The following is a 24802-nucleotide window of genomic DNA, read 5'->3' on the forward strand; positions in this document are numbered from 1 at the left end:
CCGTACGCAAACCGATTTATACGACCAATGCGGCAGAGGCGGTACACCGCCAGTTTCGGAAGCTGGCCAAAACCCAAGGCGCATTCCCCAATGAAACCGGCCTGCTGAAGCTTTTATATGGCGGTATCGGTAAGGCTTCGGGGAAATGGACGATGCCGATTGCAAACCGGGGGCAGACGCTCCTGCAGTTGGCGGTTTGTTTTGACGGCCGGACGGCATTATCCGGTTGTAGAATTCAAGCTGACACAGGATTTTGAACGGCCTCTGAAAATCACACATTAAACAAGAAGTGCATCACATCACCGTCTTTCACCACATATTCCTTGCCTTCCACACGCATTTTTCCTGCCTCTTTGGCTTTGGTTTCGCCGCCTAAGGCAACGAAATCCTCGTAGGCAATCACTTGGGCACGGATAAAGCCGCGTTCAAAGTCGGTATGGATTACGCCGGCGGCTTGTGGGGCGGTATCGCCTTTGTGAATCGTCCAAGCGCGGACTTCTTTCACGCCGGCAGTGAAATAAGTTTGCAGATCCAAAAGGTCGTAACTGGCACGGATCAAGCGGTTTAAACCCGGCTCTTCCAAGCCCATTTCAGCTAAGAATTCGGCTTTTTCATCATCTTCCAACTCAGCGATTTCGCTTTCCATGGCGGCGCATATGGCAACCACAGGTGCATTTTCTTTGGCGGCCAGTTCTTTTAAGCGGTTTAAGTGCAGATTGCTTTCAAAACCGTCTTCGGCGACGTTGCCGACATACATGGCCGGTTTGGCCGTAAGTAGGAATAATGGGCGTAACATCGCCGATTCTTCGGACTCAAGGCCGAATGAGCGTACCGGCTTGCCTTCGTCCAAATGCGGCAGCAGTTTTTTACACAAATCCACTAATTTCTGTGCATCTTTATGGCCGCTTCGGGCGCGTTTTTCTTCGCGGATAATGGCTTTTTCCACGCTGGCCAAGTCAGCCAATGCCAATTCGGTGCCGATGGTTTCGATGTCGGCAATCGGATCGACTTTACCGGCAACGTGTACGATGTTTTCATCATCAAAGCAGCGCACCACATTCATAATCGCATCGGTTTCGCGGATGTTGGCCAAAAATTGGTTGCCCAAGCCCTCACCTTTGCTGGCGCCTGATACTAAGCCGGCGATGTCGACAAATTCCACAATAGCAGGCTGTATTTTTTGCGGATTGACGATTTTTGCCAATTCAGCCATGCGCGGGTCGGGCACTTCGACAATGCCGACATTCGGTTCGATGGTGCAGAAAGGGTAGTTGGCCGCCTCAATGCCCGATTGTGTCAGGGCGTTGAACAGGGTGGATTTGCCGACATTGGGCAGACCGACGATGCCGCATTTTAAGCTCATGTTTTTTCCTGTTATTTGCTAAAATTTTCAAACGGGCAATTATAGCATAATTCGTTTGTGTGTTAGCCTGACAAGGCCGTCTGAAAGAATGGTTTGCTTTTCAGACGGCCTTGTGTGATTAAAATGTAAGGGCTGGATGATTCATGGCGGTTAATAAGGAACCTAGGCAGTCTGAAACCTAATTGTTCAGACAGCCTGCTTTTATTTAAAAATCAAAATCAGCAGCAAAGCAATGGCAATCAAACCGAGCCACAAGCTTTGGCGTTGCTGTACCTTAATCAGGTGCAGATAGGCATTGTGCATTCCCTGCCGGTGGTTTTCATCGGCCAGCGCGTTGAGTTTGCGCGGCAGACCGGGTAGGATTTGCGCCCAAGCGGGTGCTTCGTTTTTTAGATTGTTGAACAGGGCTTTGAGGCCGATTTGTTCGTCCATCCATTTAGTGAGAAACGGCTTGGCGGTTGCCCACAAATCCAAATCAGGATCGAGCTGGCGGCCTAAACCTTCGATATTGAGCAGCGTTTTTTGCAGTAAAACCAGTTGCGGCTGGATTGAGACATTAAAGCAGCGGCTGACTTCAAACAAGCGCATCAGCACCAAGCCGAATGAAATCTGTGAAATCGGTTTGTTGAAAATCGGTTCGCATATGCTGCGCACAGCGGCTTCAAGTTCTTCTGCGCGCGTGCCGGCGGGTACCCAGCCCGATTCGATGTGGGCGGTGGCAACGCGGTGGTAGTCTCGGTTGAAAAAAGCAAGGAAGTTAATCGCTAAATAGCGTTTGTCGTAATCGGTGAGGCTGCCGATAATGCCGAAATCGAGGGCGATGTAGCGGTTGTCGTCAGCAACCAAAATATTGCCCGGATGCATATCGGCATGGAAAAAGCCGTCGCGAAAGACTTGGGTAAAGAAGATTTCCACGCCGTAATCGGCGAGTTTTTTCAAATCAATGCCTTTGGTTTTGAGCGTGGGAATGTCGGATACCGGTGTACCTTCCATCCATTCGATGGTTAACACGTCGCGGTTGCAATAATCGTAAAACACTTTGGGAATAACCAGCATATCGCTGCAGGTGAAATTGCGGCCAAGCTGGCTGGCATTAGCGGCTTCGCGCATCAAATCCAATTCGTCATGCAGGTATTTGTCGAATTCGGCCACCACTTCGCGCGGCTTCAGGCGCTTGCCGTCGGCGAACAACCGTTCCAGCCAACCTGCGCCCAAACGCATCAGTGCCAAATCTTGTTCGATAACCGGCAGAATATTCGGACGCAATACTTTCACTGCCACTTCTTCGCCGCTGTGCAAACGGGCTTTGTGTACTTGGGCAATGGAGGCACTGGCGACTGGTTCGGTTTCAAACTCGGCATACAGGCTTTCGATGGATTGGCCTAAGGCTTTTTCGATTTGGCGGCGTGATAATTGCGCGTCAAACGGAGGCACACGGTCTTGCAGTTTAGCCAGTTCGGTGGCGTATTCATAAGGAATCAAGTCAGGGCGGGTAGATAATATTTGACCGAACTTGATAAAAATCGGGCCAAGGCTTTCCAAAGCCAAGCGCAAGCGGACGGGAAGGGATTGGTCTTGATATTCGACAGACTGCGGCAGTTTGCCGACTAAGTTGCGCAACCAGTCTTGACGGATATGGTGGGCGAATAAGTCGGTCAGTCCGTAAAGATAGAGAGTACGAAAGATGGTTTTAATGCGTTTGAGCCATTTCATGGTGGTCATTCGGTTGCGCTGAAGATGGACGAATTATAAATCATTGCATGGGTTACGCCAAAGCTTCTATTGGGAATAATGCAATAATATAAATACAATAATATAAAAAAGAAAAGCCGTCTGAAAAATGACACTTTTCAGACGGCTTTTTTCAAAAACCTTACAGATATTTGGCAGCAAAATAGCCGACTGCGATTAATAAAATCATGAAGATAAAAACAATAATGCAGATTAATATATTTTTTCGTTTGGCGGCGAAGGCGACTAAGTTTGGATTTATACCCAATTCTTCACGCAGCTTTTCTTCCAATTCTGCACGGATTTGTTTACGTAAGATTTTTTCTTCACGCTCGCGATCTTGCTGGATTTTATGGGCGATTTCGGTTTGCTTTTTATGCTCAAAGGCCAGTTTTTCCTGCCATTCGATACGTTTACGGTCAATGGTTTGCTGGTTTGCAGTAGAAAATCGGAAATCACAGACTGTACAATTGGTTGCGTCGGGATCTTCAATAATGGTCATACACACCGGACATTGAGTGATTTCTGCGGAAGTTGTTTCTTCAGATTCAGGATTAACCGCACTGGGCGTAAGTTTTAAAGACTGACGTACGATGACATCCAAACCTAAGTAGTTGAAGTAATGGTGGGCATTTTCACGCTCTTCTTGAGTACAGCTTTCGGCAATAATGGCTTGTGGGCGCTCAGCCAATGCCTGTACTAAGTCTTCTGCTTCGTTTTTTGGCAGATTGTCATACAAACAGGCATTAATCCGATCGCGATCAACATCGGGCGGATAAGAAACATACACGTCGTAAAATTTATCTTTTTGGTTCATCAGTATCCCATTTATATAATTGATAAAACGGCTTATTTCGTTTTTAGTGTGCGGATTATCAGGAGAATTTCTATTATTATGGAGTATAAGTGTTATAAGGTTGTATGTCTTCTGTAAAGGATAAAGGGTAATTTCTAGGGTTAAAATAGTTTAGTGTAATGAAATTGAAAAAAAGTGTTTATAAACAGCAACTTATTTTTCGACAAAATTGTTCAATACATAATTTGGTCAATTGCTATATGTATCATAAATTACACAAAACAGATACTTTTTTTGAAATGAAAAACAAGATTCAAAGGCTGTCTGAATCATTTGGGACGGCCTGTTGTCGGGAAAAATTTCAATCGATGGAAAAAGGCAACCGTTGCGATTGGTTGAAATTTTGGGGTTTGATATGTTAATAAATTTATCTTAAGCGGCCATTAAACCGAGAATGATGAACCGCAGCCGCAAGTAGTTTCGGCATTAGGGTTGCGAATTACGAATTGGGAACCGTGAAGGCTTTCGGTGTAGTCGATTTCTGCACCGACCAGGTATTGGTAGCTCATCGGGTCAACCAAGAAGGTCAGGCCGTTTTTCTCAATCTCAAAATCATCGTCGTTTTTGATTTCGTCAAAAGTAAAACCGTATTGGAAGCCGGAGCAGCCACCACCGTTCACAAAAACGCGCAGTTTGAGTTCGGGATTGTTTTCTTCAGCAATCAGGTCGGCTACTTTGGTGCAGCAGCTGTCGGTGAAGAGGATAGGGCTTTCATCTGACATGGTGATTCCTTTTATATGAATGTTATGCATATTGTCGCTCAAACTGCTCAGTTAGGCAAGTTGGGATAATGACTTAAAATTCAATACCGGCATAAAAATTAGATATTGCGCCCAAACCATTCCACACGGCCGATAATGGCGATGTCGTCACCCAGCTGCTTTAAATTGATTTCAAAAGTCGGATAGGCTTCGTTTGCGGAAATAACATTCACAATGCCGCCAGGCATTAATTGTAAGCGTTTGACCAACAGGTTTTCGTTGAGCCGTAAAACATACAGCCCATCGCGCGGTGTGGTTTCGCTGTGGTTAATCAGAATCGAATCACCGTCATTGAGCACTCCTTCCATTGAATCGCCTTTGACGGAGATAACCGATAAATTTTTGGTGTCACGGGTGACGTAGTTCTCAATCCAGTAGCGGCGGAAAGCCATGGTAAAGACGGGTTTTTCATCGCCAACCAGTTGGCCGTGGCCTGCGGCAGCTTGGATATCGTAGCGAGGCACAAAAATAAATTCTTCGACATCAACCGGATTGCCGAGCGTGTCATGAACGGTGGTGTTGGGCGCGGCTTGTTCCGGGAATGGTTCTCCTTCTCCGGTAAGCAGCCAATCAATGCTGCAACCTTTTAATTGTTTGATTTTTTTTAAAGTTTCTGATTTTGGCAAGCCGCCTTCATTCCAAATACGGCTGAAGCCGGCAATGGTCATGTCGATATCAGCTGCAATTTTGGCTTGTTTGGCTTCGCCCTTCCATAAAAAGGCCAGTCTGTCTTTAAAGGTATCCATACTATTCCTTAGGTGAAAGTGTGATTTTGGATACACACTGTTTAATTGTTTTATATTTTACTTCATTTTTTGAAATAGTGTAAGAAAAAAATTAGCAATAATAAGAAAAAATATTGCATTTTTTGTTTTATCTTAGTATTATGTCGGAAATTAAAGGTTAACTAAAGTTTCAGGCAGTATTTTTGAGTTTATGCATTGTATTTGTTCTGTCATATACGTTGCGTATCGTACATGAAGAGAGGCTTATGGGCTTAATCTGAGTGATTTCAAAGAAACTAAATTATTTTTAATTATTTAATTAAAGGAATCAAAATGACAGGCTATCGAAGAAATACTTGGTTGGCAGTAATGGCATTGGCTTTAGGCTTGATAGCGTTTCCTGTCAGCTATTCGGAGGCGCAATCTTCCAATGTGTCATTTTCTGCACTGGAGTGCGAGCATTTAAGCCATTTAGTTTTGCAGAACATGGATGTCAAGCAGCGTAAGTTTGCGCACGAATGTGACATGGTTGAAGCATCGCACGATTGGGAGCAGCAATACGGAGGTCTCAATGAGCAAGAATTTGTGGCAGGGGTGGTTTACGAATAAATCGATTGATATCGAAAACCATGAAAACCATGCAGTAGAAACCCGCAGTAAACTTGAGGCTGTCTGAAACATGCTGTAATTTCAGACAGCCTCAAGTTTGTTGGCGGATGAGATACCTAAGGTTAAGGCAGTAATGGTGCGGCTTGTAAGCCTAAGCATTCATCCAAGCCAAACATGATGTTCATGTTTTGAACGGCTTGTCCGGCGGCACCTTTCACTAAATTATCAATTGCTGACAATGCCACCCAAAGCCGGCTTTGGGGTGCTTGCTGCACGCTGATGCGGCAAATATTGGCCCCGCGGACGCTGCGGGTTTCAGGTGTGGCTCCCGGTTTCATCACGTCAACAAAAGGGTTGTCTTGATAGAATGTACTCAAGATTTCGTATGGGGTGACGTTATCCTCCAAGTGAAGGTAAATGGTGGCGTGCATGCCGCGAATCATCGGTGTTAAATGCGGCACGAAGACAAAGCCTTCAGCCACATCGGCTTGCAAGCCGCTGATGGTTTGTTTGATTTCCGGTAGGTGACGGTGGCCGCCTATGCCGTAAGCTTTAAAGTTGTCGCCTGCTTCGCACAATAACGAGCCGACATTGCCTTTGCGGCCTGCGCCGGAAACGCCGGATTTACAGTCGGCAATCAACGGCATATTGGCTTTCAGACGGCCTTGTTGCAGTAAAGGCAACAGAGGCAAAGAAACGCAGGTAGGGTAGCAGCCCGGATTGGCAACAATTTGCGCATGTGAAATGGCATCGCGGTTCATCTCACATAAGCCGTAAACGGCTTGCGGCACTATATCCGGACAGGCATGCGTCATACCGTACCACTGTTCCCATGTCGGAATGTCTTGGATGCGGAAGTCGGCAGACAAATCTATAATACGTATTCCTTTTGCCAATAATTCCGGCGCTTCCTTCATGGCTACGCCGTTGGGTGTGGCGAAAAACACTACATCGCATTGATTAAGGCCGGCTTCGTCAGGTGTTTGGAAAACCAAGTCATAAATGCCACGCAGACTCGGAAAGTAATCGGCAATGGTGATGCCGGCTTCTCCGCGGCTGGTTACGGCTGTCACTTCAACGTTGGGGTGCGCGGCCAGCAGGCGCAATAATTCGACACCGGTGTAACCCGTTGCGCCGACAATGCCGGCTTTGATTTTAGGATTCATCTGTCTCTCCAGTAGGGCAGGTTTGATAGAGTTGGGTAGGTTAAGGCTTAGCAGACCGTCTGAAAAGGATAGGAGCAATGAACTGTCTGTTTCATCAGGCCAGTTATGATTAATGTTTTGCCGAACATTAAGAATTGTCCGCATATAATAATGGAATATCCGACAGAAACCGACAACGTTTCAGACGGCCTGCAAACGCCACTGTTCATACATTTTTATTTATGCCATTTTTTTGCCAATCAGCAAACCTGCCGCTACAAACACCAGCCCGACCTCCCTCCCGGCATCAGCATGCGTGTTTCAATCGCTGCGGTGCTTTCCACAAAGAAGCCGAGCGAGACATACAATCCGGCAGCAAACAGCAGCAGTGCCGCGGTTTTCTGTAACCAGCACTGAATCGGCACATAACGTCCGCAGCTAATGTTCAGTAGTGCGATTAACAGCAGATAGATATGATTGGCGCGGTTTTGCATGCGGATATAGCTGTAGGTCTCGAATTGGGGCAGCACAGTGTTGAGCAGGTAGTAGCCGGAACATAAAAACAGCAGTAAAAACGCCAAGCCGCTATAGAAACTTAATTTCTTCATTTGCTCTCCCTTATTTTGCAGACACGAATGATTTGATAATGAACTCAGGCAGATATCCTGAATTTATTTTAATCAAAACAAATAAAATATGCAGTTTTGTTTTTAACGGTTTTTATGTGCAAGCAGCATGGTGGGCAGACAATAGCGCGCTTGACAGACAAAGCCGTCTGGATGTCTTTTCGGATAAAAAGTGCGGTTCAGACGGCTTTGTGTCTGATGGCCTGAAATGCTTAGGGAAATCAGGTATGGCAACATGTGAGGCTCATTTCCCAAGCCGTCAGTCAGCAGGTTGCGCTTGCCACACATAGAAAGGAAAGGTTGTCTGAAAAAGGTTTGCCGAAGCGTCCTTTTTCAGACGGCCAGTATGTTTTATTCAATCATTAAAACAGCAATTCGGTCGGCTCGGTATCTGCCGGAATTTCCTGTGTCGGATAAGCAGGTACCGGAACATAGCTTGAAGCCGGTGCGGGCACGCTTGCTGCAGAAGCTGCTGCATTGGTTGGCACAACTGATTGGGTGGTTTGCGGGGTAACCGGTGTTGGGGTGATTGGTTTGGCCGTATCATCACCGGCATCGATTTCGATTTCCGAACCCGATGGCAAAACGTCATCTTTGACCGGAACTGGTTTCGACATAGCTTTTGGTTTGCTGTATGCGGATGAACCGGTTGTCCAAGCAAGTGATTTCAGCGGGCCTTTGAGCTTCACGCCTTTGGTACAGGTCAGGCAGTTGGCTTGGCCGGTACGGTTTTTCAGGATGGCATTAACGCGCCTGGTATTGATGCTTTTGCCGTGTGCTTTTGCCCATGCGGTAATACTTTTTTCCAGAGCGGCGGTATCCAGATTTTTTTTGTTATATGGGTCGCGGTAAGCGGCGAGCCATAAATTTTTATTGGCATCTTCGTTTAAGGCAGCCATTTGGTAAATCACGTAAGCGGGCGAACCTGTGGCAATTGTGTTGGCAAACTCCAAGGCATCGGGCGATTTCATGCGCACGCAACCATGACTGCGTACGCCCGGTACGCTGGATGGGACGTTGGTGCCGTGGATGCCTAAGCCCAATTTCGGATCTCCAAAGCGCACAAATACCGGACCTAGAGGATTTTTAGGTCCGGGTGGGATGGTTTTCACGTTGTCGCCACGCTCTTTTTGAATAGATTTTGGGATATGCCAAGTGGGATTGAAGGCTTTTACGCCGATTTTGTGTTCGCCCAAATTGGTTTGGGTTATGGCTTTGCCAACTGCCACAGGATAGGCTTTGGTCAGCTCGCCGTCGGTGTATAAAAACAGGCGCTGTTGTGGGATATTGATGAAAACGTGTTGGCCTTCGGTTGCCGGTGCGACATCAGGAAGCGGCGTGTTGGCGAATGCGGCGGTAGTCAGTGTCAGTGTAAATAAACCTAAGCTGATTTTTTTCATGTATTTGTCTGTATTTTAACAAAGGGTTAAAAGATAATTTTAGGAAATCATACCTTAATATAATGTCAACTGTGCGAAAATATGCCCTTTCGGTAAATAATAAGCGATAAACGTTTATTTAGGATGAATATTTGAATGGCAGTAAGAAGATGGACAAAAGTGAGTATGTGAAGGATGTGGCGGACGTTTTTTCTTTAGATTAAGAAGAGTACGGGGTGGCGTGATTGGACGGAAAAACGGTTTTTATCAAAAGTGCCATGCCGTCTGAAACTGCCAGTTAAAGTGTGACCAATATCCAAGAAAATAATTTGACGAAGCGGAATATAGAATCTGTCTTAAGGTCGTCCGGTAAACAGGTAAAACCAAAGTGTCGTTATTTCGATACATGTGGCGATTGCGTATTGCAGTATATCGAGCCGAATGCGCAGGTGGCGTTCAAGCAGGGAATGTTAGAGGAACAGTTGACGCGTATCGACAAAGTGTTTCCGTAACAAATTCTACCGCTGATTTATGCCGCGCCGTGGCATTATCGCGATCGTGCCGGATTTAAGCGTAGCAGTTGTGATGCATTAAACCGGGCAAACCCGGTTTTTAAACCAAGCGTAGTCATGATGTGCGGAATTGCTTCATGCGAAGTGATGCTGCAACCTTTTGACGCAGGTTCCGGCTGTAAAAATATTATTGCAAAAGCAGGTTGATTCAGATGCAGCGTAAAATTTGTCGAGTTTTACTACAGCAAAAAGTTAACGGTGTTGAGCCTGTGTTTTTTTAAAGGCCGTCTGAAAAAAATGTAAGCGAATTAAGAAAATGGTTTGATAATAATTTGCAAGAAAAACAGTGTATTGGAAGCTTTGGATGCAATATGGCAAAGAATCGGCAACGGATTTTTGCCCGAGCTATTCTTCTTGATTCGTATTGTCTGATTTATCAAAATTCAACCGTGCTTTACCGGTCGGGAGACTTTGCTCGGATTAATGTCGGGCTGAATGCGCTGATGATTCAGTCAGGCAATCAAGCTGCCGGATATCCGTTCAGGCGGAAGAATTGCCGATTTGTTCTTCAGGTTGGATAATTTCGGTTTAATTATGGTAAATCAGTTTAATTATGGTAAAATGTAACGCAAGCGCGGTTGCCATTGAGGTGCGGATTATTTGCTCGATCGTGCACGGCAAAGGGCTGCGCAGGCGTGGTATTGTTTAAGGCATCCGACTTATTCGAAACGAACGAAGCTGCGGTGGTGGCTTTGGGCAATTCAAAAAAAGCTGCTTGACCCGTCGCGCAGGGGTGCTTATGCTGTCGTCAAATCGCTACATTTGCCTTATCTGTCCAAATGCATAGTTAGCATGTGTCGTGTAATCCGGTAGCATGCGCGTGTGATGCTGCTGGTTTAATTGAGAAAGGCTATGCTTTAAAATCTGCCGGTGTAATGAACATGTTTTTGCAAACCGCCCATGTTGAATCTATCGGGGCAGTTGGGCAGCGAGCTAATAGAATAAGGCCGTCTGTAAAACGGGTTTTAATGTAATTATCTGGTGAATCATGCTATCATTAATCCCTAAGAAGATAGCATGATTCGATAGCATCATTAAGTGTATGTCGAACATATTAAACATTGGCAGTGTGATGTACATTCGTGCATCATCGGGAGGTGTTCTTGAATTATTCGCTTTTAATCATCTTGCTGGCACTTTTGTTGCTGGTCTTGTTGTTCGTGCGCTATAAGCAAGGCGGTGCGAAGGTAAGAAAACCGAGCAAAGCTGCTAAAGAATCAAGACAAAACAATCATCAAAATCAAGCTGACGAAACTTCTGATGGTGCAGACTGGGTGGATAAAGTCAACCAGTCTATTTCCAATGCCGACCACCAAGATTGGGTATGGGGTACAGAGGGCGGCAATGGCGCGTCTACGGCTTCCGTATCCGCTCAGGAAGTTGATCCGTTAACCGAATATCAAGTCTATAAGCAATTCGGCTATGAAAGTAAAGCAGCCGAATCACTAGCAAGCTATTTGAACAGCATGACTGATGGTGCGCCTGAAAAATTAGTCCATGAATTGGTCGGCTTAAACCTGCGTGTCGGAAATGTCGATAAATTAGCCGAAACTTTGGAAAACCACAGCACCGCTTTGCCGGAAGAAAGTTTGGCAGAATATGTCAAACTGGGCTTGATGGCTGAACCTACCCACCTACACCTGCGCGTGCTTGCAGAAAGCAAATTAGGTTGGAATATGCAGGAAGTCGCCCGTCAAATTGATGAGAAAACCGGCTTTGAAGAAAACATTGTTACCAATCATACCCTTACAATAGATTCAGCCAGTCCGCAACAAGTAGCCAACAGCTTCTCCAAACGTACACCGATTGTTTTGGGCAAAAAAGAATTCAATGATATCAGTCCGGAAGAGATGAGTGCAGTTATTGGCTTTGTGAAGCCTGAGCAAAGCGCTAAAATTCTGAAAGACAAAGTCAATTATAAAACGGCGGTAGAGCAATACAACCGCGCTATTCATCATTCTATCAAACCGGCCAGTTTGATTATCGATGCCTTGAAATTGGACTATCAAAACGAAGAAGTTGGTCAATTTGCCAAGCATTTGTGGAAACTTTATTACTCTTTAGGAGAGTATGGCCGACAAGTTAAAGAGCGTATGCTGGGTTGGGGTTACAGCTTGGGCTATCATGAGCTTTTTGATGACTTGGAACAAAGCCCGAGCGAGCGACAAGTGCGTGAAATCGGCTTAGAGCGCGGCTATTTGCAGCCAACTGCCTTACAGGTGAAAGCCAAATACCGCGATTTGGTTCAAAAAGATTCTTCCATCATCAGCACGAATAATTCACCCGCCGATGAGGCTTTGGAGGAAGTGGAATCTTTACTGATGTATGGCCAGCTGGATCAGGCAATCGGTACTTTGGAGCAAGCGGTATTACAATATCCGAAAGAATCCCAGCTTTATGTGATGCTCTTTGACCTTTACGAACGTGCGGAAGATTGGGCTCGTTTGGAACAATTCTTATGCTTATTGCGCGAACGCGTCGTTAGTTTGCCGGAAGAAGTCATTTTGGCCATGAGCCGCTTGTTGCAACGTGTCAACCAATATTCTAAAAAATAAAATAACCAAGAGAGTGCCAATATATGGACAATCTGTTACCTAAGATTAAAACCATACGGGTTATGCTGCAAGAAATGGGGGAGCAGCAAGAGGCTGTATTCCGTATGGCTTTTAAAATGCATAATACGACGAATTATGAAATTATTACCCCTGAATCCGCAGAGAAACCGGATTTGATTTTGGTGGATACAGACTCACAACAAGGGATAGAAACATGGAAGGCATCAACAGCCGCCTATCCTGATACACCGGTGGCAATGTTTTCCTCATCTGAGCCGACAGTTACCACCCCTTATCTGCCTAAACCGATTAAATTTGATACCTTATTCCCTATTTTGCGCGGCTTGTCGCAAGGAGGGCAGATTTTTACAGTTTCGGACGGCGTGACGTCCAGCCAGGAGGCAGGCCAAACCCAAGCTGATGGTACGCGCAAAGCGACCATCCGTCGCTTTAATCCACAAAAAGGCTTACTGGGGGCGTTGAAATTTGCCAGCCAAGGCCATCAAGACATTGCCGTCTTGCATCAAGGTAAGCCGATATTAATTGTATTCCCCAACATTCAGCGGGTTTTGTTAACCGTTAATGCCACTGAGTTAGAAAAACTGTGTAAAGATGATAATCTTGCCGTGGTGTGTAAGGCTGTGCCGGATAATCCGCAATGGAAAGAAAAAGCCAAAGTTACCATCATGTCTTGCTTATGGCAGATGGCCATTTGGACAGCGCAAGGTCGCCTGATTTATCCGATGACCCCTCAAGCCGTCTTTACCTTGAAACGCTGGCCGAATTTAACACGGTTGGCACATGTTCCCGAATCGATGCGCTTGTCTGCTTTTTTAACCAAAACATCAGTTAACTTGAATATCCTGTATAAAGTCATGCCTTTGGAAATGCCCGATATTTTGAATTATTTGGCGGCCACTTCGGTAACAGGCTTTTTGGTAACCGACACCGAATATACAGCGCAAACCGCACCGGCTCATATATCCGAACGTGTCAACGTCAGCAGTGATGTACCGGACAGCAAAATGGCCAAAGAAGCCGAAAAATTGGCTGGTCCGTCTCAAGAGCAGCCGCGCGGCTTGTTGCAACGCCTGATGCGTAAATTGCTTGGTAAACGATAATAAAAAGGACATGCCAATGAAAGAAAATAAAATTATCTTTACCGGCCCGGTAGGCGTAGGTAAAACAACAGCCATTTCGGCATTATCCGATGAGCCTCCGATTCAAACCGATGCTTCCGCTTCCGATATGACCTTGGTGCGCAAAGGCTATACCACCGTTGCCATGGACTATGGCGTGATTCATCTGGATGAAGAAACCAAAGTGCATTTATATGGCACCCCCGGTCAAGAGCGATTTAATTTCATGTGGGAAATTTTAAGCCAAGGCAGCATGGGTTTGGTGTTGCTATTGGATAATACCCGCACCAACCCATTAAAAGATTTGCAATTTTTCTTAGAGGCTTTTCGCGAATTGCTGAAAACCGCTCCTTTGGTGGTCGGCGTGACCAAAATGGATATCCGCTCTCTTCCGGGGGTGGATGTATATCAAAAATACTTGGCTCAAAACAATTTTAATGTACCGGTTTTTGAAATTGATGCCCGTCGTGAAGACGATGTTAAGCAGCTGGTTACAGCGATGTTATTCTCAATTGATCCGGGTTTAGAGGTATAAGATGGAATCGACACTCTCTTTGCAGTCAAATTTGTACCCCAAAATTACACCGGCAGGTGCGTATTATGCCGTTTCTAACGAAACGCCAAGCGCCAGCCGTACCCTGTTATATGGCTTATTACGAGCAGAACCTTCCGAAACCATCAGCAGCCAAAGGGTTTTGGCTTGGGCCGATACCAGCGACATCAATACTGCATTAAATTTGCTATATCGTTTGCAACGCTTGGAATTTTTGTACGGCGACGAGCAAATGGGTACGGATGATGCCAATCTGACCGATGAGCAATTACCGCAATTATTGGCGCAATTGTCAAATTCGGGCAAAGCATTGTTGGCTGATGAAAATGGGCTTTATTTTGCCAATGCAGGCTTTCATCATGAAGCTGCGGAAGAATTAGGTTTGTTGGCCAGCGAAGTTGCCAAAGTCGAAGACAACCACCGCTTGTTGATTCGCAATAATCTGCATATCAACAACAGCGCATGGGGTATTTGTGATCCTTCTGGCCAAAGCGAGCTGACCTTCTTTCCGCTTTATGTCGGACAAACCAAATTGATTTTAGTCATTGGCGGTATGCCTGATTTGAATAAAGAAGCCTTTGTCACCATGGTTAAAGTATTATATCATCGATACGGCAGCCGTTAATTTGGCTTGATACAACCGCACTACATTTTGAATGGATAAAATATGCAACAATTATTACTCTCCGTATTGAGTGATTTGAACAACACATCTACCGATATTAACGCGTCTGCCGTCATTTCCCCCGACGGATTGCCGATCGCAACGCTGTTGCCAAGTCACCTGAATGCCGACCGAGTGGGCGCCATGTCGGCAACTTTACTGGCTTTGGGAAACCGATCCGTCCAAGAATTGGCTTGCGGCGAGCTTGACCAAGTGATGGTAAAAGGCAAAAACGGCTATATTTTGTTGAGCCAAGCCGGTGAAAATGCTGTGTTGGCTTTGATGGCCAATGAAAGTAGTAAATTAGGTTTGATTCTGCTGGATGCCAAACGTGCAGCCAAGCATATTGCCGAAATTTTATAATTTAAAATCATCGGATTATAAAAAATCAATAGACAGTTGACAGCTGAATCTTCATTAATTATGATTCTCCTCCTATTCCCTGATAGCTCAGTCGGTAGAGCGACGGACTGTTAATCCGCAGGTCCCTGGTTCGAGCCCAGGTCGGGGAGCCACATTTCCCAAGCCTAAACAATTGTTTAGGCTTTTTCTTTTTATAGATGTATTTTCAGGTTGTGTCCAAATTGTGTCTAAAACATCCGCATGGTGCAGCAGGTGTTCAGACGACAGATGGGCATACCGTTCAACCATCTTGGCATTTTCCCAACCACCCATTTCCTTTAAAACGGCAACAGGTACACCACGCTGTATCAGCCAGCTTGCCCATGTATGGCGCAGGTCATGCCACCGAAAATCTGCGATACCTGCCGTTTTCAAACAGCTTTTCCAAATCTTGCTGCTGATACCGTTCAACTTTTGACCGTTCGGCTTGGTAAAAACGTAGGCAGAACGGTGTGTTTGATTAAACAGTACCTGCAATGCGGTTTGATTAAGCGGGACGGTTATGGCTTGTCCGCTTTTGGCTTGATCGGCATTAACCCATGCAGTACGGCGGTTCAAATCCACCTGTTCCCATTTCAAGTCCAAGACATTACTCTGACGCAGACCTGTTGCCAGTGAAAACGCGGCCAAATCATGCAGCAGCGGGTAGGCAGACAGTGCATCCAACAGTCGTTGTGCTTCTGCTGGTTTCAGCCAGCGTACCCGTTTTTTCGGCTCACGATAAGACGTGAGTGTGGGAACGGTATCAATCCAGTCCCATTCTTTTGCCGCTTTATTCAGTATAGCGCGTATCAGGGCAATATAACGGTTCTTGGTGCTGTTGCCGCACGGTAACTTTTCCACTGCTTTCATAATAAAACGGCGGTCTAAACTACCTAATTCTTTGCCACGCAATGCAGTAAGCTGGCGCAAACGGCTAATATCGTCCCTGATACTTTTTTTATTGCCTTTCTCACTAATCCACTTAGCAGCAGCTTCATCCCAAAGGTATTTGGGACGAATACCGAGCTTTTGCTGCTGCCAAAGTTCGTGTTTTAGTTGTTCGCACACCGCTTGGGCTTTTTGACGGTCTTGTGTGCCAGTAGAGCGTCTAATTCTTTCGCCGCTTTCTGTCCTGATGTCAATATACCAAGTACCGTTGCGTTCGTAGATTCCCGATTGAGGGCGGTTTTGTCGTTTAGGCATATTTTTCTGCTCCTGTTTTGAGCCGATGCCTGCACGGCATCATTTTCTTTGTCTTCCAAATATGCGTCAAGCACTTGGCGACGTATAACGAAACGCCGCCCAACTTTGGCAGCGATCAGTTTGCGGGCACGTATCAGTTCGCGCACAGTTTCAGGATGACATTTGAGAAATTCTGCCGCTTCTTGTACATCAAACGTCGGTTTATCCATCATTGTTCCTTACAAGAAAAAGACTGTCTGAAAATTGCCGCAGATGCGGTTTCAGGCAGTCTTTACGGTTTGCTCGATTTCCATCAAATCATCATCGCTTAAATAACAGAAGACTGGATAGCGGGAAGTTATCCATTCCCATTCCTGACCTTGCAATCCCATACCTTTAATCAAAGATGCAAGAGAATGTCCTGCTCTACCGTGAACAAAACCAAGTATTTGTGCTTCGGCCAGTGATGCTTGGATTTCTGCTTCCTTCGCATCAGATTGCTGTTGACGCAGACAGTCCAATTTGTTCAGAAGAGTAGCATGTAGGGACGTATCATCGTTTTCGTGATTGTAGGCATAAAAAACATCTTGGTTCTGCGCCAAAAAATCAGCAAGCAAAGCGGCTTCCTGACGGTTAAACATGATAGCCATTTCTTTATCCTATCGTTTCAAAAATTTCATAAGGGGCATGTTCTAGCATTCTGCCTAAGAGTTCCTGCATACGGCGGCGTGGTGCGGATGCTTCCAATATCAGGTAATGTTCGGTGCTGATATGAAAGAACAGGCAGTAACGGTTATCTGTACCTGTCAAAGGTACAAGACGGTAATGCGGATACCGTCCCGAATCAGGCATGATGTCGGCAGGCAGTTTGACGGTACGGACAGTAACAGTATGATCGGTCAACATTTGTTTCCTTTCGTCAAAATCCCTTAATGGCCAAACCACCATACCAAAGCTATTTGGACAAGCACCCATACTATCAGCCAAGCGACAGCAGCTTTAAGCAGCAACATTTTCAGACTGTCTAAAAATGCCTGTTGCTCCTGTCCTACCTTTTTCTGCATATTGTGGCCGACTATACCGAGCAGTTTATTTTCAATTTGATTCAAATCGGCCGCATTTGCCTGCATAATTTCCGCCAGCAAATATTTTTTCTGCCGTTCCAACTGTTCGGTAGCGGCAATCACAGGGGCAGCGGTTTCGGCAAAAGCAACCTGAAAATTTTCAGTTGTCTGTCGGTTTTGCTCCGCTTGCTGTTGTTGGAAGTTTTCCAATACTGCCGCCATCACTGCCTGCTGTATCAGCATATCGTGGATAGCAGGGTCGTCCGCATCTATTTTCAACCCCGTCTTCGCAAATACCCGTGCTACCAATTCATCAGCATCAAGCAGTTTCATGTTTGGTGCCCTTGTCTGCTTTTTCCGGAACAGAAGCAGTAGCCAAGAAAGGTACGGCATCCAACTGTTCCCAAATGGTATCGCGTAATTTGAACATCCGATTACGCGCCCAGCGACCGAATTCGCCAACGGTAATTTCGTTAAATGTCAGGTTGCGTTCGGTCATGTCTGAAATGTTTTTGCCGTAGGTATCGGCATTAAGCGTTGGAATTCGTATAATGCCTGCGATACGTTTTTTATATTGTGCGTACACTTTGAACTCATCAAACGGCTTGCCGTTATCGTGTATCTTGCCTTTGTGTTCGTTCAGCCATACCACCGCTTCGCCGTCTACGGCGTTCAACACCTGTACCAATCCTTTCAGACAGTCATCTCTCGCCTGTCCGCCGTTGAGTGGAACGTGCAGCACCAAACGTACACCTTCGGCAGCCAGTTCGCTGCCAACATCGTTTTCGGCAATATAGGACATGAGCGGTCCGAATGTTGCCGTACCGTTGTCCACAACACCGATGCCTCCTCCGTCAATCAGGCTGTCCATCAAACCGTCAAAATTGGATGTATCGATGGTTTGTGAGGTTTCGTCCAAAAGCTCAATGATTTTTGCATTGAGTGCAGCGTAGTTGGCCAGCGTGTGGTTGTTTGGATCGGTATCAAAACAATGCACCGTATCTTTCGAACGGTCGCGCAAGTATTGCGCCAAGAGCATTGCCACAAACGATTTACCGACACCCCCCTTTGCCTGAATTACAAGGTGTACTTCTTTCATTTTTAAACCTTTCTTTGCAAGAAAAATGGTTATTCACAAGAAAAAACCGCTTACTCAAACGGTTTTTCAGTTGCAAACAACTTGAAAAAAGCCGCACGCGGTATGCCTGACCGCCTGCGGCAAACCGTACGAGAATTCCGCACGGGAACAGAAAATAAAGGCTATCTATTGGTTTACCCAACGCCCGCCGTCTTTCGGGTCGCCAATATAGCGGACGTTTTCGCCTGCCGTCGTCCATCCGTGTTGATGATAAGCCGTACAGTAAGCCGGCTTGGCATTCAACACTATGGCTTTTTTGACATTTTGACAAAAAGATTCTCCGCTTCGGCGGCTTGAGAAAGTATTGTTTTTCAGATTGCCGCATTCGCGCACAGTTACAATGCGCCGCATTACTCGGTTAAGCTCCGCAGCATCACAACGTCCCGCTCCGTTAGCTAGGGCATCAGTTAGCCCCGACATATCCTTTTCGCTGGAAGACGGACACATATTCAGAAAATCGCGGCGTGCTTCAATAGTACGGTGCATTTTTTTATGTCGAATAGAAAAATAGCGGTGTAACGAAGGATGGCACTCATTCGGACGTGTACCGCTTGATAAACATAAAATTGCTTCGCAAGCCAGTTTTTCATCGCCTTGCAGCAGCTCTTCTTTCAAACTGTTTTGAGCGACTGCGGCCAACGGAAAAAATACAGTTGCAGTTAAAACCGCCGTTAGTATTCTTTTCATGGTATTGCTCCTAATCATCAGATTTGGTTGGTAAAGATTGCTTTTCAAAGCAAAAAGACGGATAATCCAAGCACCCCTGCGAGATTATCCGTCTTGATTTTCTCCCTAGAAAACCGCTTTGGAAACAAAGCGGTTTTCTACTGCCACTTTACCGACTGAACCGTATAGCCCTTTTCCGACTGCACGATATTCAGACAAATATCGGCATCTCTGTTGAGCAAAAACAATTCAACCTGCCGTTCGGCTGCTTGTACCGTCGGATAAGTGCCAATAATCGATTGGGGCACAGGCTGTAAAGGCTGTTTATAAAAAAACATGGTTGTCTCCTTTCCGTTCAAGAGAGATTTTCCAATTTGTCGAAAACGGCCTCCGCATAACCCGCTTGGCCGCGATCCTCACACCAATCTACAAACATCTGCCAGTTCTCGCCGAGAAAATCGGCCAACAGGCGTTTTTCAAAATCTTCCAACATAAAAGTCCCTTTTAGTTTTGGATAGGGGAAAGCCGTCTGAATAGGTTTTCAGACGGCTTCTGTTGCAGAGCTCCCATCTGCTCCCCGACACTGTTGCCGGTAGTCAGCCTTATCAGGGCAACACGAAAATAACGGCAACGGGCTGATAAGGCCCGAAACCGCGATTGTTCAAGGCTGCCGCTACTGCTAATTGATTCACGGCCAAAGTGCTTGTACAGGACATCACACACGCTACGGTATCGTAACCGCTCAGTCTTTTGTACTTCAGCCGCTGAGTTGCTGTCCCGTCTGATGACGGCAGAGAAAAAAAGGCTGTCTGAAACATACTTTCAGACGGCCTTTGCCATAGGCGGACATTTCACTGCCCGTGTTAAGATTTGATTTCCACATCTTTTCTCTTCACAAATAGGAAATGCCCATGAAACCCGAATGGATAAGCCTGATATTGTCAATTTTTGCAGTGATGTTTACCTATGTAGGCTACCGCCACCAAGTCAAACCAAGCATTAAAATCATTGCCGTAATCAGTGGAAATGATGCCGATACGGTTGTTATTGAGCTGAAAAGGCTTAAACACGGCTATCATTTTTACAGGGTAGAAACCATCAGCCCCGAGACATGTCTGATTTATGATTACGGTGAGGGAAACTATACACCACATATACCATTACACCTGATTCATAGCCGAGTGCTGGAATTGAATTACTGGATAAATCCCGAATCTGACAGGTCAGGAGCATGTCGTTTCTGGTTTACTGTTTCCAAAAACGACAAAGGCCGAAGCCTCAGATTGTGCTTCAAAAACGCATTATTCCCGTATAAATCAAGCAGTGTGATACCTATTGGCAGCGAGGGCTTGACTGTCATTTGAGTTCACGCCAATAAATGAAATTATCTGCGCAATGGTAGGCCGTTTTCCCATATTCACCGTTAATCGGCGTACCACCCCATTGTTCAACAATCTTGCAACGATGCCGTGTTACAAAGCTCTCCCACTCTTTCTGCTCCCTCCAATCCTCCACAAAAGAAAGCAGGGAGAGCGCGACAGCCCAATATAGCAGGCAGGCAATAAAATACTGTTCGTCAAACAACCGCCGGTGGATAAAGAGCAACAGCCAAGAAAAGCCTATAGCCGTTACCAGCCAAGAAGCATAGTAGCAGTAATCGTAATCCTGCATCACTAAACCCTCCCCAAAAAATACCTAACCATCCGCCGCTTCATTTCCGCAAACTCTTCCGTTCCACGCTCCTCGCCGATGAATTCGATGAAGTCATCAAACGGCATTCCGTCCACTTCTAAAATCAGGCCGTCTGAAAGTTTTAATTCACCAATAACCCACAACGAATGACGGCCATTAGAAGAAAACGGATCACCTCCGTATTTTCGCGCTTCTTTTTTGACAAAAGCCCAATCATCGGCAATTTTGCTATCCGTCCAGCCCATTTTTTTTAAAATATAATATTCGGCCAACTCAAGCGTATCGAATAAACCATAACGGTTGCCGTCGTGAGAAACAAAATACTTGGTTTCCATTTTTTACTCCTAAAACGAACCACGTTTCCGATACAAATATCGTTTAGCCGGCGATAGCCGAGCCACAATATCAATCGGCGTAAATTCCAATTCCACCAGCCCTTTACGGCGTGCTGCTATCAAACATCGGCGTTTCTGACGGTCTTTCGGGTCTTCACGGTTGGCAGAAACAAATTTCCTGTATGACAGAACACGCAATAACTTGTATTCGTCCCATTTCCGTTGCCACATCATCGACTCCTTTAAAAAAAAGCTCCTACATAGAAGCCTGCTTAACCAAACAGGCTTGAATGTATGAACAGTATTTAGGCTGTCATTATTTCAGCCCAAGTAAACTGCTTATAACAGAAACTATTTTGGAAGCCCGCCCTTGTGCAGGCTTCCTGAAATTTATCCGCAGGCTGTACCGAAAGCGGCAGGGAAACTGCGTTGGAGCTTGTCCTTAGATTAGCTCCTTCATCGGGGATACGCCCCGATTAAAATTACGTTCAACTGCCGCCTGTCCACGGACGCTACTGCGCTACCCGTATGCACGGCATTTTTAATTTGGCAGGTTGAATGCTGCCCGCAGCCATTGATACGGCTTCGCCAAAACAGATAAAGGCTTTGGACGGCTGCTGCGCTGGTCGGATTGTTAAAGAGCTTTGATAGATGTAGTATATTTCAAATACACAAATATGTCTACAAATAATCTACAAAACACTATCAAAACAACTTACTCCTTTGAATAATAAAGAAATTATTAACAAAAAACCTGACAACAGATATATCTATTGTCAGGTTTTCCGCTTATTTTTAAACTATATTAAGTAAAGCTACGTTGAAGTTGGATTACTGCACCAATAATAATCATATCATCGGGCATAGATTCGGGTTCGCTGGAATTGTACTTTAGCCAATATTGATTTTTCAGGTCAACAAATAAACGTGCCACCACTCCACGACCAGAGGCGGAAAGCACAAGAATGAAATATCCATGTTTTTCATTGATATTTGGATCAATGGTTAGTAGGTCATTTTTAAATATGCCCTCATCACGCAAATCATCATTAGAGACACGAACTAAAAATGGTTTTAGAAAGTTTTTCTGAGAAACATCCTCTAAGTTAATAACTTGTCTGCTACTCTCAGCAACATGGTTAAGCGAAACGTCCCCAAAGTTATTTCCGCCTACCTGTATATGAGTTGCGTTATTATTTATAATTTGGTTTTGATAAGGCAATGGATAATTACACACTTCTGAAATTTTCAGCATAACGTCAAAAGTAGGTTTATTTCTCCCTTTTTCAATTGCAGAAATACTTCCCTTACCTGAAAAACCAACTGCTTCGGCCAACTCTTCCTGTGTCAGATTTGCTTGTCGTCTAGCGTTTGTTGTCCATTTAGCCAAATCGTAATGCATAGAAGAAAAATCCTAAATTATTCAATTCTATACATGAGTTTTAGCATTGTCGTACCTGTTTTATTGACTAATTTGTACATTTAAAATACACTATAACTTTTAAATGTAGAGAACTAAAATGCAAAATGCAATTCTATGTGCGGTACATTTCATTGGTAGCCAAGCAGCGCTAGCGCGAAAGTTGGGGGTACAACGGTCAACAGTTAATAGTTGGGTAAAGGGTAGAAACAAAATACCTCCAGATGTTGCTGTCAGAATAGAAAAGTTAACTGATGGTGCTATCAGAAGACAAGACTTACGTCCTGACTTGTATACTTAAAAGCAATGCACGTCCACACCCTAACCGCCACCCTAAACCGTGAATTCGCTGCCGTTTACCAAGAATTTGCGGAATTGTGTCGTGGCAATCTGCCCGCCGCCTCGCTGCTGTCAAAACTTCTGTATTGGACAGGCGTAGCCGAATCTACGCCTGAAAAATGCGGTTGGATTTACAAATCCGCTGCCGATTTGCGGCGTGAATTAGGGTTAACACGACGCGGTTACGAGAAGGCACGCAAACTGTTGGTGGGCGAATTGGGCGTGATGCAGTACCGCAGGGGCGGTGTTCACGGTGTCATGCACTGGCGTATTGAACTGCCCGAACTGTTGAAGCAGGTCTATGAAAAAGTCAAAAAACAGCCTGTCCCTAAAAATCTGCCCCAGCGTCAACGCGATAAAGACGGCTGGTGGCTTGAAGAATACATTCCGGCTGATTTGTGGAATACCTTTTTATCCATGCGCGAAGCGGAAGGCAAACCTGTATCTGCCAAATATAAAGCCCGACTGTTTCAGCAACTGAAAGTTTTACGGAAAAAAGGAGCAGACTTAAGTATCGTTATACAGGCATCTATCAACAATAAATCAGGCTTCTTTACCATTCCAACCGAACACTGGCAGGAAATCAACGCAAAGAAAACGCAACAAGAACAGGCAGAGAAAACGCGAAAAGAATTTCAAGCCTATCTGAAAGCCAAGAAACAGGAAGAAGAGGCAAAACGCTCTTCGACTGACCCTCCTGACAAGGCATACGGCCAAAGTATGTTGGACAAACTGAAAAATCAGCTCAAAAAGCAAAAATAACCAGATTGCAAGGCACAGGCACGATGTGAGAGACCATCGTGCTTTTTTTTGCCTTTAAATTTAAAAAAACTTAAAAAAAACCGACAGGCAATTTGCAATGGCTATTATTGCAGGGGAAATCTGTGGCCGTCTGCATTTCTCAAGCCCAACCTGCCGACGACGACGCCGATTTTCAGAAAAGCAGATTATTTTGCCCTTTATCAGGCATAAAAAATAACCCTTAAAAAACATATCTTTGTACATTTCGGACAAAGTACACTGTACAAAACGGGCAAAGTTCTTTGCTCAAAAGGGGCAGACACTATACAAAGAATACCCCAAAGAATACATCATACAGTTAATGGGGCAGCCCGCCCCGATTGGCCGTCTGCGTTTCCTTTTCCCAATGACTGATTTGATGAAAAAATAAGCAGACTGTTTTCCAAAAGGAAAATATCCGCTTACGGAAGAAAACAACCGCTTTATCCACAAAAAAGGGGGATAAAGAGGCTTGAGTAAGTCAAATCTGCCAATTCCATTCCAAAACTGAGCCACAGTTGTGGTCTAAAATTGAGCCAGATAAACGGAGAGTGGCTCACTTTTGGAGCACAACTCCCCGTTTCCCTGGCTCAGTTTTGCACGATATTTAACAGTCAAATCGTTGACATCAATATTCTGTGCCGGTTGAAATGTCCTTTTGCCGACATGGACATTCTACAGCCGCTCGATGTGATCTGCTCCGTTCTATTCATCGGTTCGTGCAGTTTGAGCAACCAGAAACTGGTTTGCTGCTCATTTGTTTAATGCAGTTTGACAACAGCAGGTTCAGTCCGCGGCTTGGAATTTTCCGCCTGCTTCCTGCATGAGCGAATATAGCGGTTTAGCCATTGCTGGCTGATCTTAACCCCTTTCATTTCTTCCAAGAACCGGACAATGATTTTGTCCGAATAACCTTTCTCTTTCAATTCCAGAATTTCTGCCTGATACGGCTCTAGAACAGATGTTTTTTTCTGCTTGTCTGCCAACTGATGCTTGGTCAAGAATGTTTCAATATCATTCATAATTTTCCAAATCGCTCCAAAAAATAACCATAAACACTAGGTTAAATAACATTCAACTTGTTGAATTATTGTAAAAATAGCCACTTTAATCCATATAAAAAA

Annotated in this window: 31 protein-coding genes, 1 tRNA gene and 1 pseudogene; 11 read left to right on the forward strand and 22 right to left on the reverse strand. The window is 45.2% G+C overall.

Annotated elements, in window-relative coordinates; translation table 11 throughout:
• Positions 1-257, forward strand: a 257-nt coding sequence (locus C7N83_RS01725; protein ID WP_146135073.1) for a transposase, incomplete at its 5' end; no start/stop codon positions are given.
• 14 nt (positions 258-271) lie between these two features.
• Here C7N83_RS01725 and ychF read toward each other — a convergent pair.
• The 5 genes from ychF to C7N83_RS01755 all read right to left on the reverse strand — a co-directional run bounded on the left by ychF (position 272) and on the right by C7N83_RS01755 (position 5457).
• Positions 272-1363, reverse strand: coding sequence for a redox-regulated ATPase YchF (gene ychF, locus C7N83_RS01730; RefSeq protein WP_106740176.1), 1092 nt, complete (start codon positions 1361-1363; stop codon positions 272-274).
• Between the two features lie 201 nt (positions 1364-1564).
• Complete coding sequence (gene ubiB, locus C7N83_RS01735; RefSeq protein WP_106740177.1) at positions 1565-3076, reverse strand: ubiquinone biosynthesis regulatory protein kinase UbiB; 1512 nt, start codon at positions 3074-3076, stop codon at positions 1565-1567.
• A 160-nt stretch (positions 3077-3236) separates the two neighbouring features.
• On the reverse strand, positions 3237-3911 hold the full coding sequence (locus tag C7N83_RS01740; RefSeq protein WP_106740179.1) for a hypothetical protein: 675 nt from the start codon (positions 3909-3911) through the stop codon (positions 3237-3239).
• Positions 3912-4333: 422 nt separating this feature from the next.
• Positions 4334-4672 carry an iron-sulfur cluster insertion protein ErpA gene (gene erpA / locus C7N83_RS01750; RefSeq protein WP_095502099.1) on the reverse strand — a complete coding sequence of 113 codons (339 nt, stop codon included), beginning with the start codon at positions 4670-4672 and terminating at the stop codon, positions 4334-4336.
• Positions 4673-4770: 98 nt separating this feature from the next.
• Positions 4771-5457 carry a S24 family peptidase gene (locus tag C7N83_RS01755; protein WP_106740182.1) on the reverse strand — a complete coding sequence of 229 codons (687 nt, stop codon included), beginning with the start codon at positions 5455-5457 and terminating at the stop codon, positions 4771-4773.
• A gap of 312 nt (positions 5458-5769) precedes the next feature.
• On the opposite strand from C7N83_RS01755, the gene C7N83_RS01760 reads away from it, so the two are divergent.
• Complete coding sequence (locus tag C7N83_RS01760) at positions 5770-6045, forward strand: hypothetical protein (protein ID WP_106740184.1); 276 nt, start codon at positions 5770-5772, stop codon at positions 6043-6045.
• A gap of 122 nt (positions 6046-6167) precedes the next feature.
• Here the strand turns inward: C7N83_RS01760 and argC are convergent, their stop codons facing one another.
• The 4 genes from argC to C7N83_RS01780 all read right to left on the reverse strand — a co-directional run bounded on the left by argC (position 6168) and on the right by C7N83_RS01780 (position 9216).
• Entirely contained in the window at positions 6168-7211 is a 1044-nt protein-coding gene (gene argC, locus C7N83_RS01765; RefSeq protein ID WP_106740185.1) for an N-acetyl-gamma-glutamyl-phosphate reductase, read from the reverse strand.
• 254 nt (positions 7212-7465) lie between these two features.
• Positions 7466-7798, reverse strand: coding sequence for a hypothetical protein (locus C7N83_RS01770; RefSeq protein WP_106740187.1), 333 nt, complete (start codon positions 7796-7798; stop codon positions 7466-7468).
• A gap of 102 nt (positions 7799-7900) precedes the next feature.
• Positions 7901-8053, reverse strand: a complete 153-nt coding sequence (locus C7N83_RS14460; protein WP_170064764.1) for a hypothetical protein — start codon at positions 8051-8053, stop codon at positions 7901-7903.
• A 125-nt stretch (positions 8054-8178) separates the two neighbouring features.
• Complete coding sequence (locus C7N83_RS01780; RefSeq protein ID WP_106740190.1) at positions 8179-9216, reverse strand: L,D-transpeptidase; 1038 nt, start codon at positions 9214-9216, stop codon at positions 8179-8181.
• Positions 9217-10864: 1648 nt separating this feature from the next.
• On the opposite strand from C7N83_RS01780, the gene C7N83_RS01785 reads away from it, so the two are divergent.
• From C7N83_RS01785 to C7N83_RS01810, 6 genes are all read left to right on the forward strand, one after another.
• Positions 10865-12322 carry a tetratricopeptide repeat protein gene (locus C7N83_RS01785; protein ID WP_106740191.1) on the forward strand — a complete coding sequence of 486 codons (1458 nt, stop codon included), beginning with the start codon at positions 10865-10867 and terminating at the stop codon, positions 12320-12322.
• Positions 12323-12345: 23 nt separating this feature from the next.
• On the forward strand, positions 12346-13443 hold the full coding sequence (locus tag C7N83_RS01790) for a response regulator (protein ID WP_106740193.1): 1098 nt from the start codon (positions 12346-12348) through the stop codon (positions 13441-13443).
• Positions 13444-13459: 16 nt separating this feature from the next.
• Entirely contained in the window at positions 13460-13996 is a 537-nt protein-coding gene (locus tag C7N83_RS01795; RefSeq protein WP_106740194.1) for a GTP-binding protein, read from the forward strand.
• Position 13997: 1 nt separating this feature from the next.
• The gene (locus tag C7N83_RS01800; protein ID WP_106740196.1) at positions 13998-14639 is read left to right on the forward strand and encodes a peptidase M23; all 642 of its coding nucleotides are present in this window, start codon (positions 13998-14000) and stop codon (positions 14637-14639) included.
• 42 nt (positions 14640-14681) lie between these two features.
• The gene (locus C7N83_RS01805) at positions 14682-15041 is read left to right on the forward strand and encodes a roadblock/LC7 domain-containing protein (RefSeq protein WP_106740198.1); all 360 of its coding nucleotides are present in this window, start codon (positions 14682-14684) and stop codon (positions 15039-15041) included.
• Positions 15042-15117: 76 nt separating this feature from the next.
• A tRNA-Asn gene (locus C7N83_RS01810) sits at positions 15118-15193 on the forward strand.
• A 28-nt stretch (positions 15194-15221) separates the two neighbouring features.
• On the opposite strand, the pseudogene C7N83_RS16715 reads toward C7N83_RS01810, so the two are convergent.
• The 9 genes and pseudogenes from C7N83_RS16715 to C7N83_RS14465 all read right to left on the reverse strand — a co-directional run.
• Positions 15222-16232: pseudogene (locus tag C7N83_RS16715) on the reverse strand (tyrosine-type recombinase/integrase); the annotation flags it as partial.
• Positions 16115-16474, reverse strand: coding sequence for a helix-turn-helix domain-containing protein (locus tag C7N83_RS01820; protein ID WP_106740203.1), 360 nt, complete (start codon positions 16472-16474; stop codon positions 16115-16117). The pseudogene C7N83_RS16715 and the gene C7N83_RS01820, both read right to left, overlap by 118 nt.
• Positions 16475-16525: 51 nt before the next feature.
• Entirely contained in the window at positions 16526-16894 is a 369-nt protein-coding gene (locus C7N83_RS01825) for a hypothetical protein (RefSeq protein WP_106740205.1), read from the reverse strand.
• A 4-nt stretch (positions 16895-16898) separates the two neighbouring features.
• Entirely contained in the window at positions 16899-17150 is a 252-nt protein-coding gene (locus C7N83_RS01830) for a lipopolysaccharide heptosyltransferase (protein ID WP_106740206.1), read from the reverse strand.
• 23 nt (positions 17151-17173) lie between these two features.
• A complete protein-coding gene (locus C7N83_RS01835) occupies positions 17174-17641 on the reverse strand; it encodes a hypothetical protein (protein WP_106740208.1) in 468 nt (155 codons plus the stop codon).
• Positions 17628-18407 carry a nucleotide-binding protein gene (locus C7N83_RS01840; protein ID WP_106740210.1) on the reverse strand — a complete coding sequence of 260 codons (780 nt, stop codon included), beginning with the start codon at positions 18405-18407 and terminating at the stop codon, positions 17628-17630. Before C7N83_RS01840 ends, C7N83_RS01835 begins: the two co-directional genes overlap by 14 nt.
• A 165-nt stretch (positions 18408-18572) precedes the next feature.
• Positions 18573-19133, reverse strand: coding sequence for a TrbM/KikA/MpfK family conjugal transfer protein (locus tag C7N83_RS01845; protein WP_085363019.1), 561 nt, complete (start codon positions 19131-19133; stop codon positions 18573-18575).
• 137 nt (positions 19134-19270) lie between these two features.
• Positions 19271-19450, reverse strand: coding sequence for a hypothetical protein (locus C7N83_RS01850; protein WP_106740211.1), 180 nt, complete (start codon positions 19448-19450; stop codon positions 19271-19273).
• Between the two features lie 17 nt (positions 19451-19467).
• Positions 19468-19605: a hypothetical protein gene (locus tag C7N83_RS14465; protein ID WP_170064765.1), complete on the reverse strand. Its 138-nt coding sequence runs from the start codon at positions 19603-19605 to the stop codon at positions 19468-19470.
• Between the two features lie 418 nt (positions 19606-20023).
• On the opposite strand from C7N83_RS14465, the gene C7N83_RS01855 reads away from it, so the two are divergent.
• Positions 20024-20476 carry a hypothetical protein gene (locus C7N83_RS01855; protein WP_106740213.1) on the forward strand — a complete coding sequence of 151 codons (453 nt, stop codon included), beginning with the start codon at positions 20024-20026 and terminating at the stop codon, positions 20474-20476.
• On the opposite strand, the gene C7N83_RS01860 is transcribed toward C7N83_RS01855, so the two are convergent.
• The 3 genes from C7N83_RS01860 to C7N83_RS01875 form a co-directional block, all read right to left on the reverse strand.
• The gene (locus tag C7N83_RS01860; RefSeq protein WP_106740214.1) at positions 20469-20783 is read right to left on the reverse strand and encodes a hypothetical protein; all 315 of its coding nucleotides are present in this window, start codon (positions 20781-20783) and stop codon (positions 20469-20471) included. The genes C7N83_RS01855 and C7N83_RS01860 overlap by 8 nt on opposite strands.
• A 2-nt stretch (positions 20784-20785) precedes the next feature.
• Positions 20786-21139, reverse strand: a complete 354-nt coding sequence (locus tag C7N83_RS01865; RefSeq protein WP_106740216.1) for a hypothetical protein — start codon at positions 21137-21139, stop codon at positions 20786-20788.
• A gap of 805 nt (positions 21140-21944) precedes the next feature.
• Positions 21945-22541: a helix-turn-helix domain-containing protein gene (locus C7N83_RS01875; protein WP_106740220.1), complete on the reverse strand. Its 597-nt coding sequence runs from the start codon at positions 22539-22541 to the stop codon at positions 21945-21947.
• Positions 22542-22659: 118 nt separating this feature from the next.
• Here C7N83_RS01875 and C7N83_RS01880 point away from each other — a divergent pair, with 118 nt between their 5' ends.
• Both C7N83_RS01880 and C7N83_RS01885 read left to right on the forward strand, forming a co-directional pair.
• Positions 22660-22860, forward strand: coding sequence for a transcriptional regulator (locus C7N83_RS01880; protein WP_085363026.1), 201 nt, complete (start codon positions 22660-22662; stop codon positions 22858-22860).
• A 5-nt stretch (positions 22861-22865) separates the two neighbouring features.
• Complete coding sequence (locus tag C7N83_RS01885) at positions 22866-23660, forward strand: hypothetical protein (RefSeq protein ID WP_106740221.1); 795 nt, start codon at positions 22866-22868, stop codon at positions 23658-23660.
• A 779-nt stretch (positions 23661-24439) separates the two neighbouring features.
• Here C7N83_RS01885 and C7N83_RS01890 read toward each other — a convergent pair.
• Positions 24440-24700 (reverse strand): hypothetical protein, encoded by a 261-nt coding sequence (locus C7N83_RS01890; protein WP_106740223.1) that lies wholly within the window; start codon positions 24698-24700, stop codon positions 24440-24442.
• Between the last annotated feature and the right edge of the window lie 102 nt (positions 24701-24802).

The sequence above is a fragment of the Neisseria iguanae genome (assembly GCF_003013245.1).
In the GTDB taxonomy this organism is placed as follows: Bacteria; Pseudomonadota; Gammaproteobacteria; order Burkholderiales; family Neisseriaceae; genus Neisseria; species Neisseria iguanae.

Bases quoted from the DNA above. Each gene is read 5' to 3' on its own strand.
- ychF (WP_106740176.1), bottom strand. From the start codon at position 1,363: ATGAGCTTAAAATGCGGCATCGTCGGTCTGCCCAATGTCGGCAAATCC.
- ubiB (WP_106740177.1), bottom strand. From the start codon at position 3,076: ATGAAATGGCTCAAACGCATTAAAACCATCTTTCGTACTCTCTATCTT.
- C7N83_RS01740 (WP_106740179.1), bottom strand. From the start codon at position 3,911: ATGAACCAAAAAGATAAATTTTACGACGTGTATGTTTCTTATCCGCCC.
- erpA (WP_095502099.1), bottom strand. From the start codon at position 4,672: ATGTCAGATGAAAGCCCTATCCTCTTCACCGACAGCTGCTGCACCAAA.
- C7N83_RS01755 (WP_106740182.1), bottom strand. From the start codon at position 5,457: ATGGATACCTTTAAAGACAGACTGGCCTTTTTATGGAAGGGCGAAGCC.
- C7N83_RS01760 (WP_106740184.1), top strand. From the start codon at position 5,770: ATGACAGGCTATCGAAGAAATACTTGGTTGGCAGTAATGGCATTGGCT.
- argC (WP_106740185.1), bottom strand. From the start codon at position 7,211: ATGAATCCTAAAATCAAAGCCGGCATTGTCGGCGCAACGGGTTACACC.
- C7N83_RS01770 (WP_106740187.1), bottom strand. From the start codon at position 7,798: ATGAAGAAATTAAGTTTCTATAGCGGCTTGGCGTTTTTACTGCTGTTT.
- C7N83_RS14460 (WP_170064764.1), bottom strand. From the start codon at position 8,053: ATGTTGCCATACCTGATTTCCCTAAGCATTTCAGGCCATCAGACACAA.
- C7N83_RS01780 (WP_106740190.1), bottom strand. From the start codon at position 9,216: ATGAAAAAAATCAGCTTAGGTTTATTTACACTGACACTGACTACCGCC.
- C7N83_RS01790 (WP_106740193.1), top strand. From the start codon at position 12,346: ATGGACAATCTGTTACCTAAGATTAAAACCATACGGGTTATGCTGCAA.
- C7N83_RS01795 (WP_106740194.1), top strand. From the start codon at position 13,460: ATGAAAGAAAATAAAATTATCTTTACCGGCCCGGTAGGCGTAGGTAAA.
- C7N83_RS01800 (WP_106740196.1), top strand. From the start codon at position 13,998: ATGGAATCGACACTCTCTTTGCAGTCAAATTTGTACCCCAAAATTACA.
- C7N83_RS01805 (WP_106740198.1), top strand. From the start codon at position 14,682: ATGCAACAATTATTACTCTCCGTATTGAGTGATTTGAACAACACATCT.
- C7N83_RS01820 (WP_106740203.1), bottom strand. From the start codon at position 16,474: ATGGATAAACCGACGTTTGATGTACAAGAAGCGGCAGAATTTCTCAAA.
- C7N83_RS01825 (WP_106740205.1), bottom strand. From the start codon at position 16,894: ATGGCTATCATGTTTAACCGTCAGGAAGCCGCTTTGCTTGCTGATTTT.
- C7N83_RS01830 (WP_106740206.1), bottom strand. From the start codon at position 17,150: ATGTTGACCGATCATACTGTTACTGTCCGTACCGTCAAACTGCCTGCC.
- C7N83_RS01835 (WP_106740208.1), bottom strand. From the start codon at position 17,641: ATGAAACTGCTTGATGCTGATGAATTGGTAGCACGGGTATTTGCGAAG.
- C7N83_RS01840 (WP_106740210.1), bottom strand. From the start codon at position 18,407: ATGAAAGAAGTACACCTTGTAATTCAGGCAAAGGGGGGTGTCGGTAAA.
- C7N83_RS01845 (WP_085363019.1), bottom strand. From the start codon at position 19,133: ATGAAAAGAATACTAACGGCGGTTTTAACTGCAACTGTATTTTTTCCG.
- C7N83_RS01850 (WP_106740211.1), bottom strand. From the start codon at position 19,450: ATGTTTTTTTATAAACAGCCTTTACAGCCTGTGCCCCAATCGATTATT.
- C7N83_RS14465 (WP_170064765.1), bottom strand. From the start codon at position 19,605: ATGTTGGAAGATTTTGAAAAACGCCTGTTGGCCGATTTTCTCGGCGAG.
- C7N83_RS01855 (WP_106740213.1), top strand. From the start codon at position 20,024: ATGAAACCCGAATGGATAAGCCTGATATTGTCAATTTTTGCAGTGATG.
- C7N83_RS01860 (WP_106740214.1), bottom strand. From the start codon at position 20,783: ATGCAGGATTACGATTACTGCTACTATGCTTCTTGGCTGGTAACGGCT.
- C7N83_RS01865 (WP_106740216.1), bottom strand. From the start codon at position 21,139: ATGGAAACCAAGTATTTTGTTTCTCACGACGGCAACCGTTATGGTTTA.
- C7N83_RS01875 (WP_106740220.1), bottom strand. From the start codon at position 22,541: ATGCATTACGATTTGGCTAAATGGACAACAAACGCTAGACGACAAGCA.
- C7N83_RS01880 (WP_085363026.1), top strand. From the start codon at position 22,660: ATGCAAAATGCAATTCTATGTGCGGTACATTTCATTGGTAGCCAAGCA.
- C7N83_RS01885 (WP_106740221.1), top strand. From the start codon at position 22,866: ATGCACGTCCACACCCTAACCGCCACCCTAAACCGTGAATTCGCTGCC.
- C7N83_RS01890 (WP_106740223.1), bottom strand. From the start codon at position 24,700: ATGAATGATATTGAAACATTCTTGACCAAGCATCAGTTGGCAGACAAG.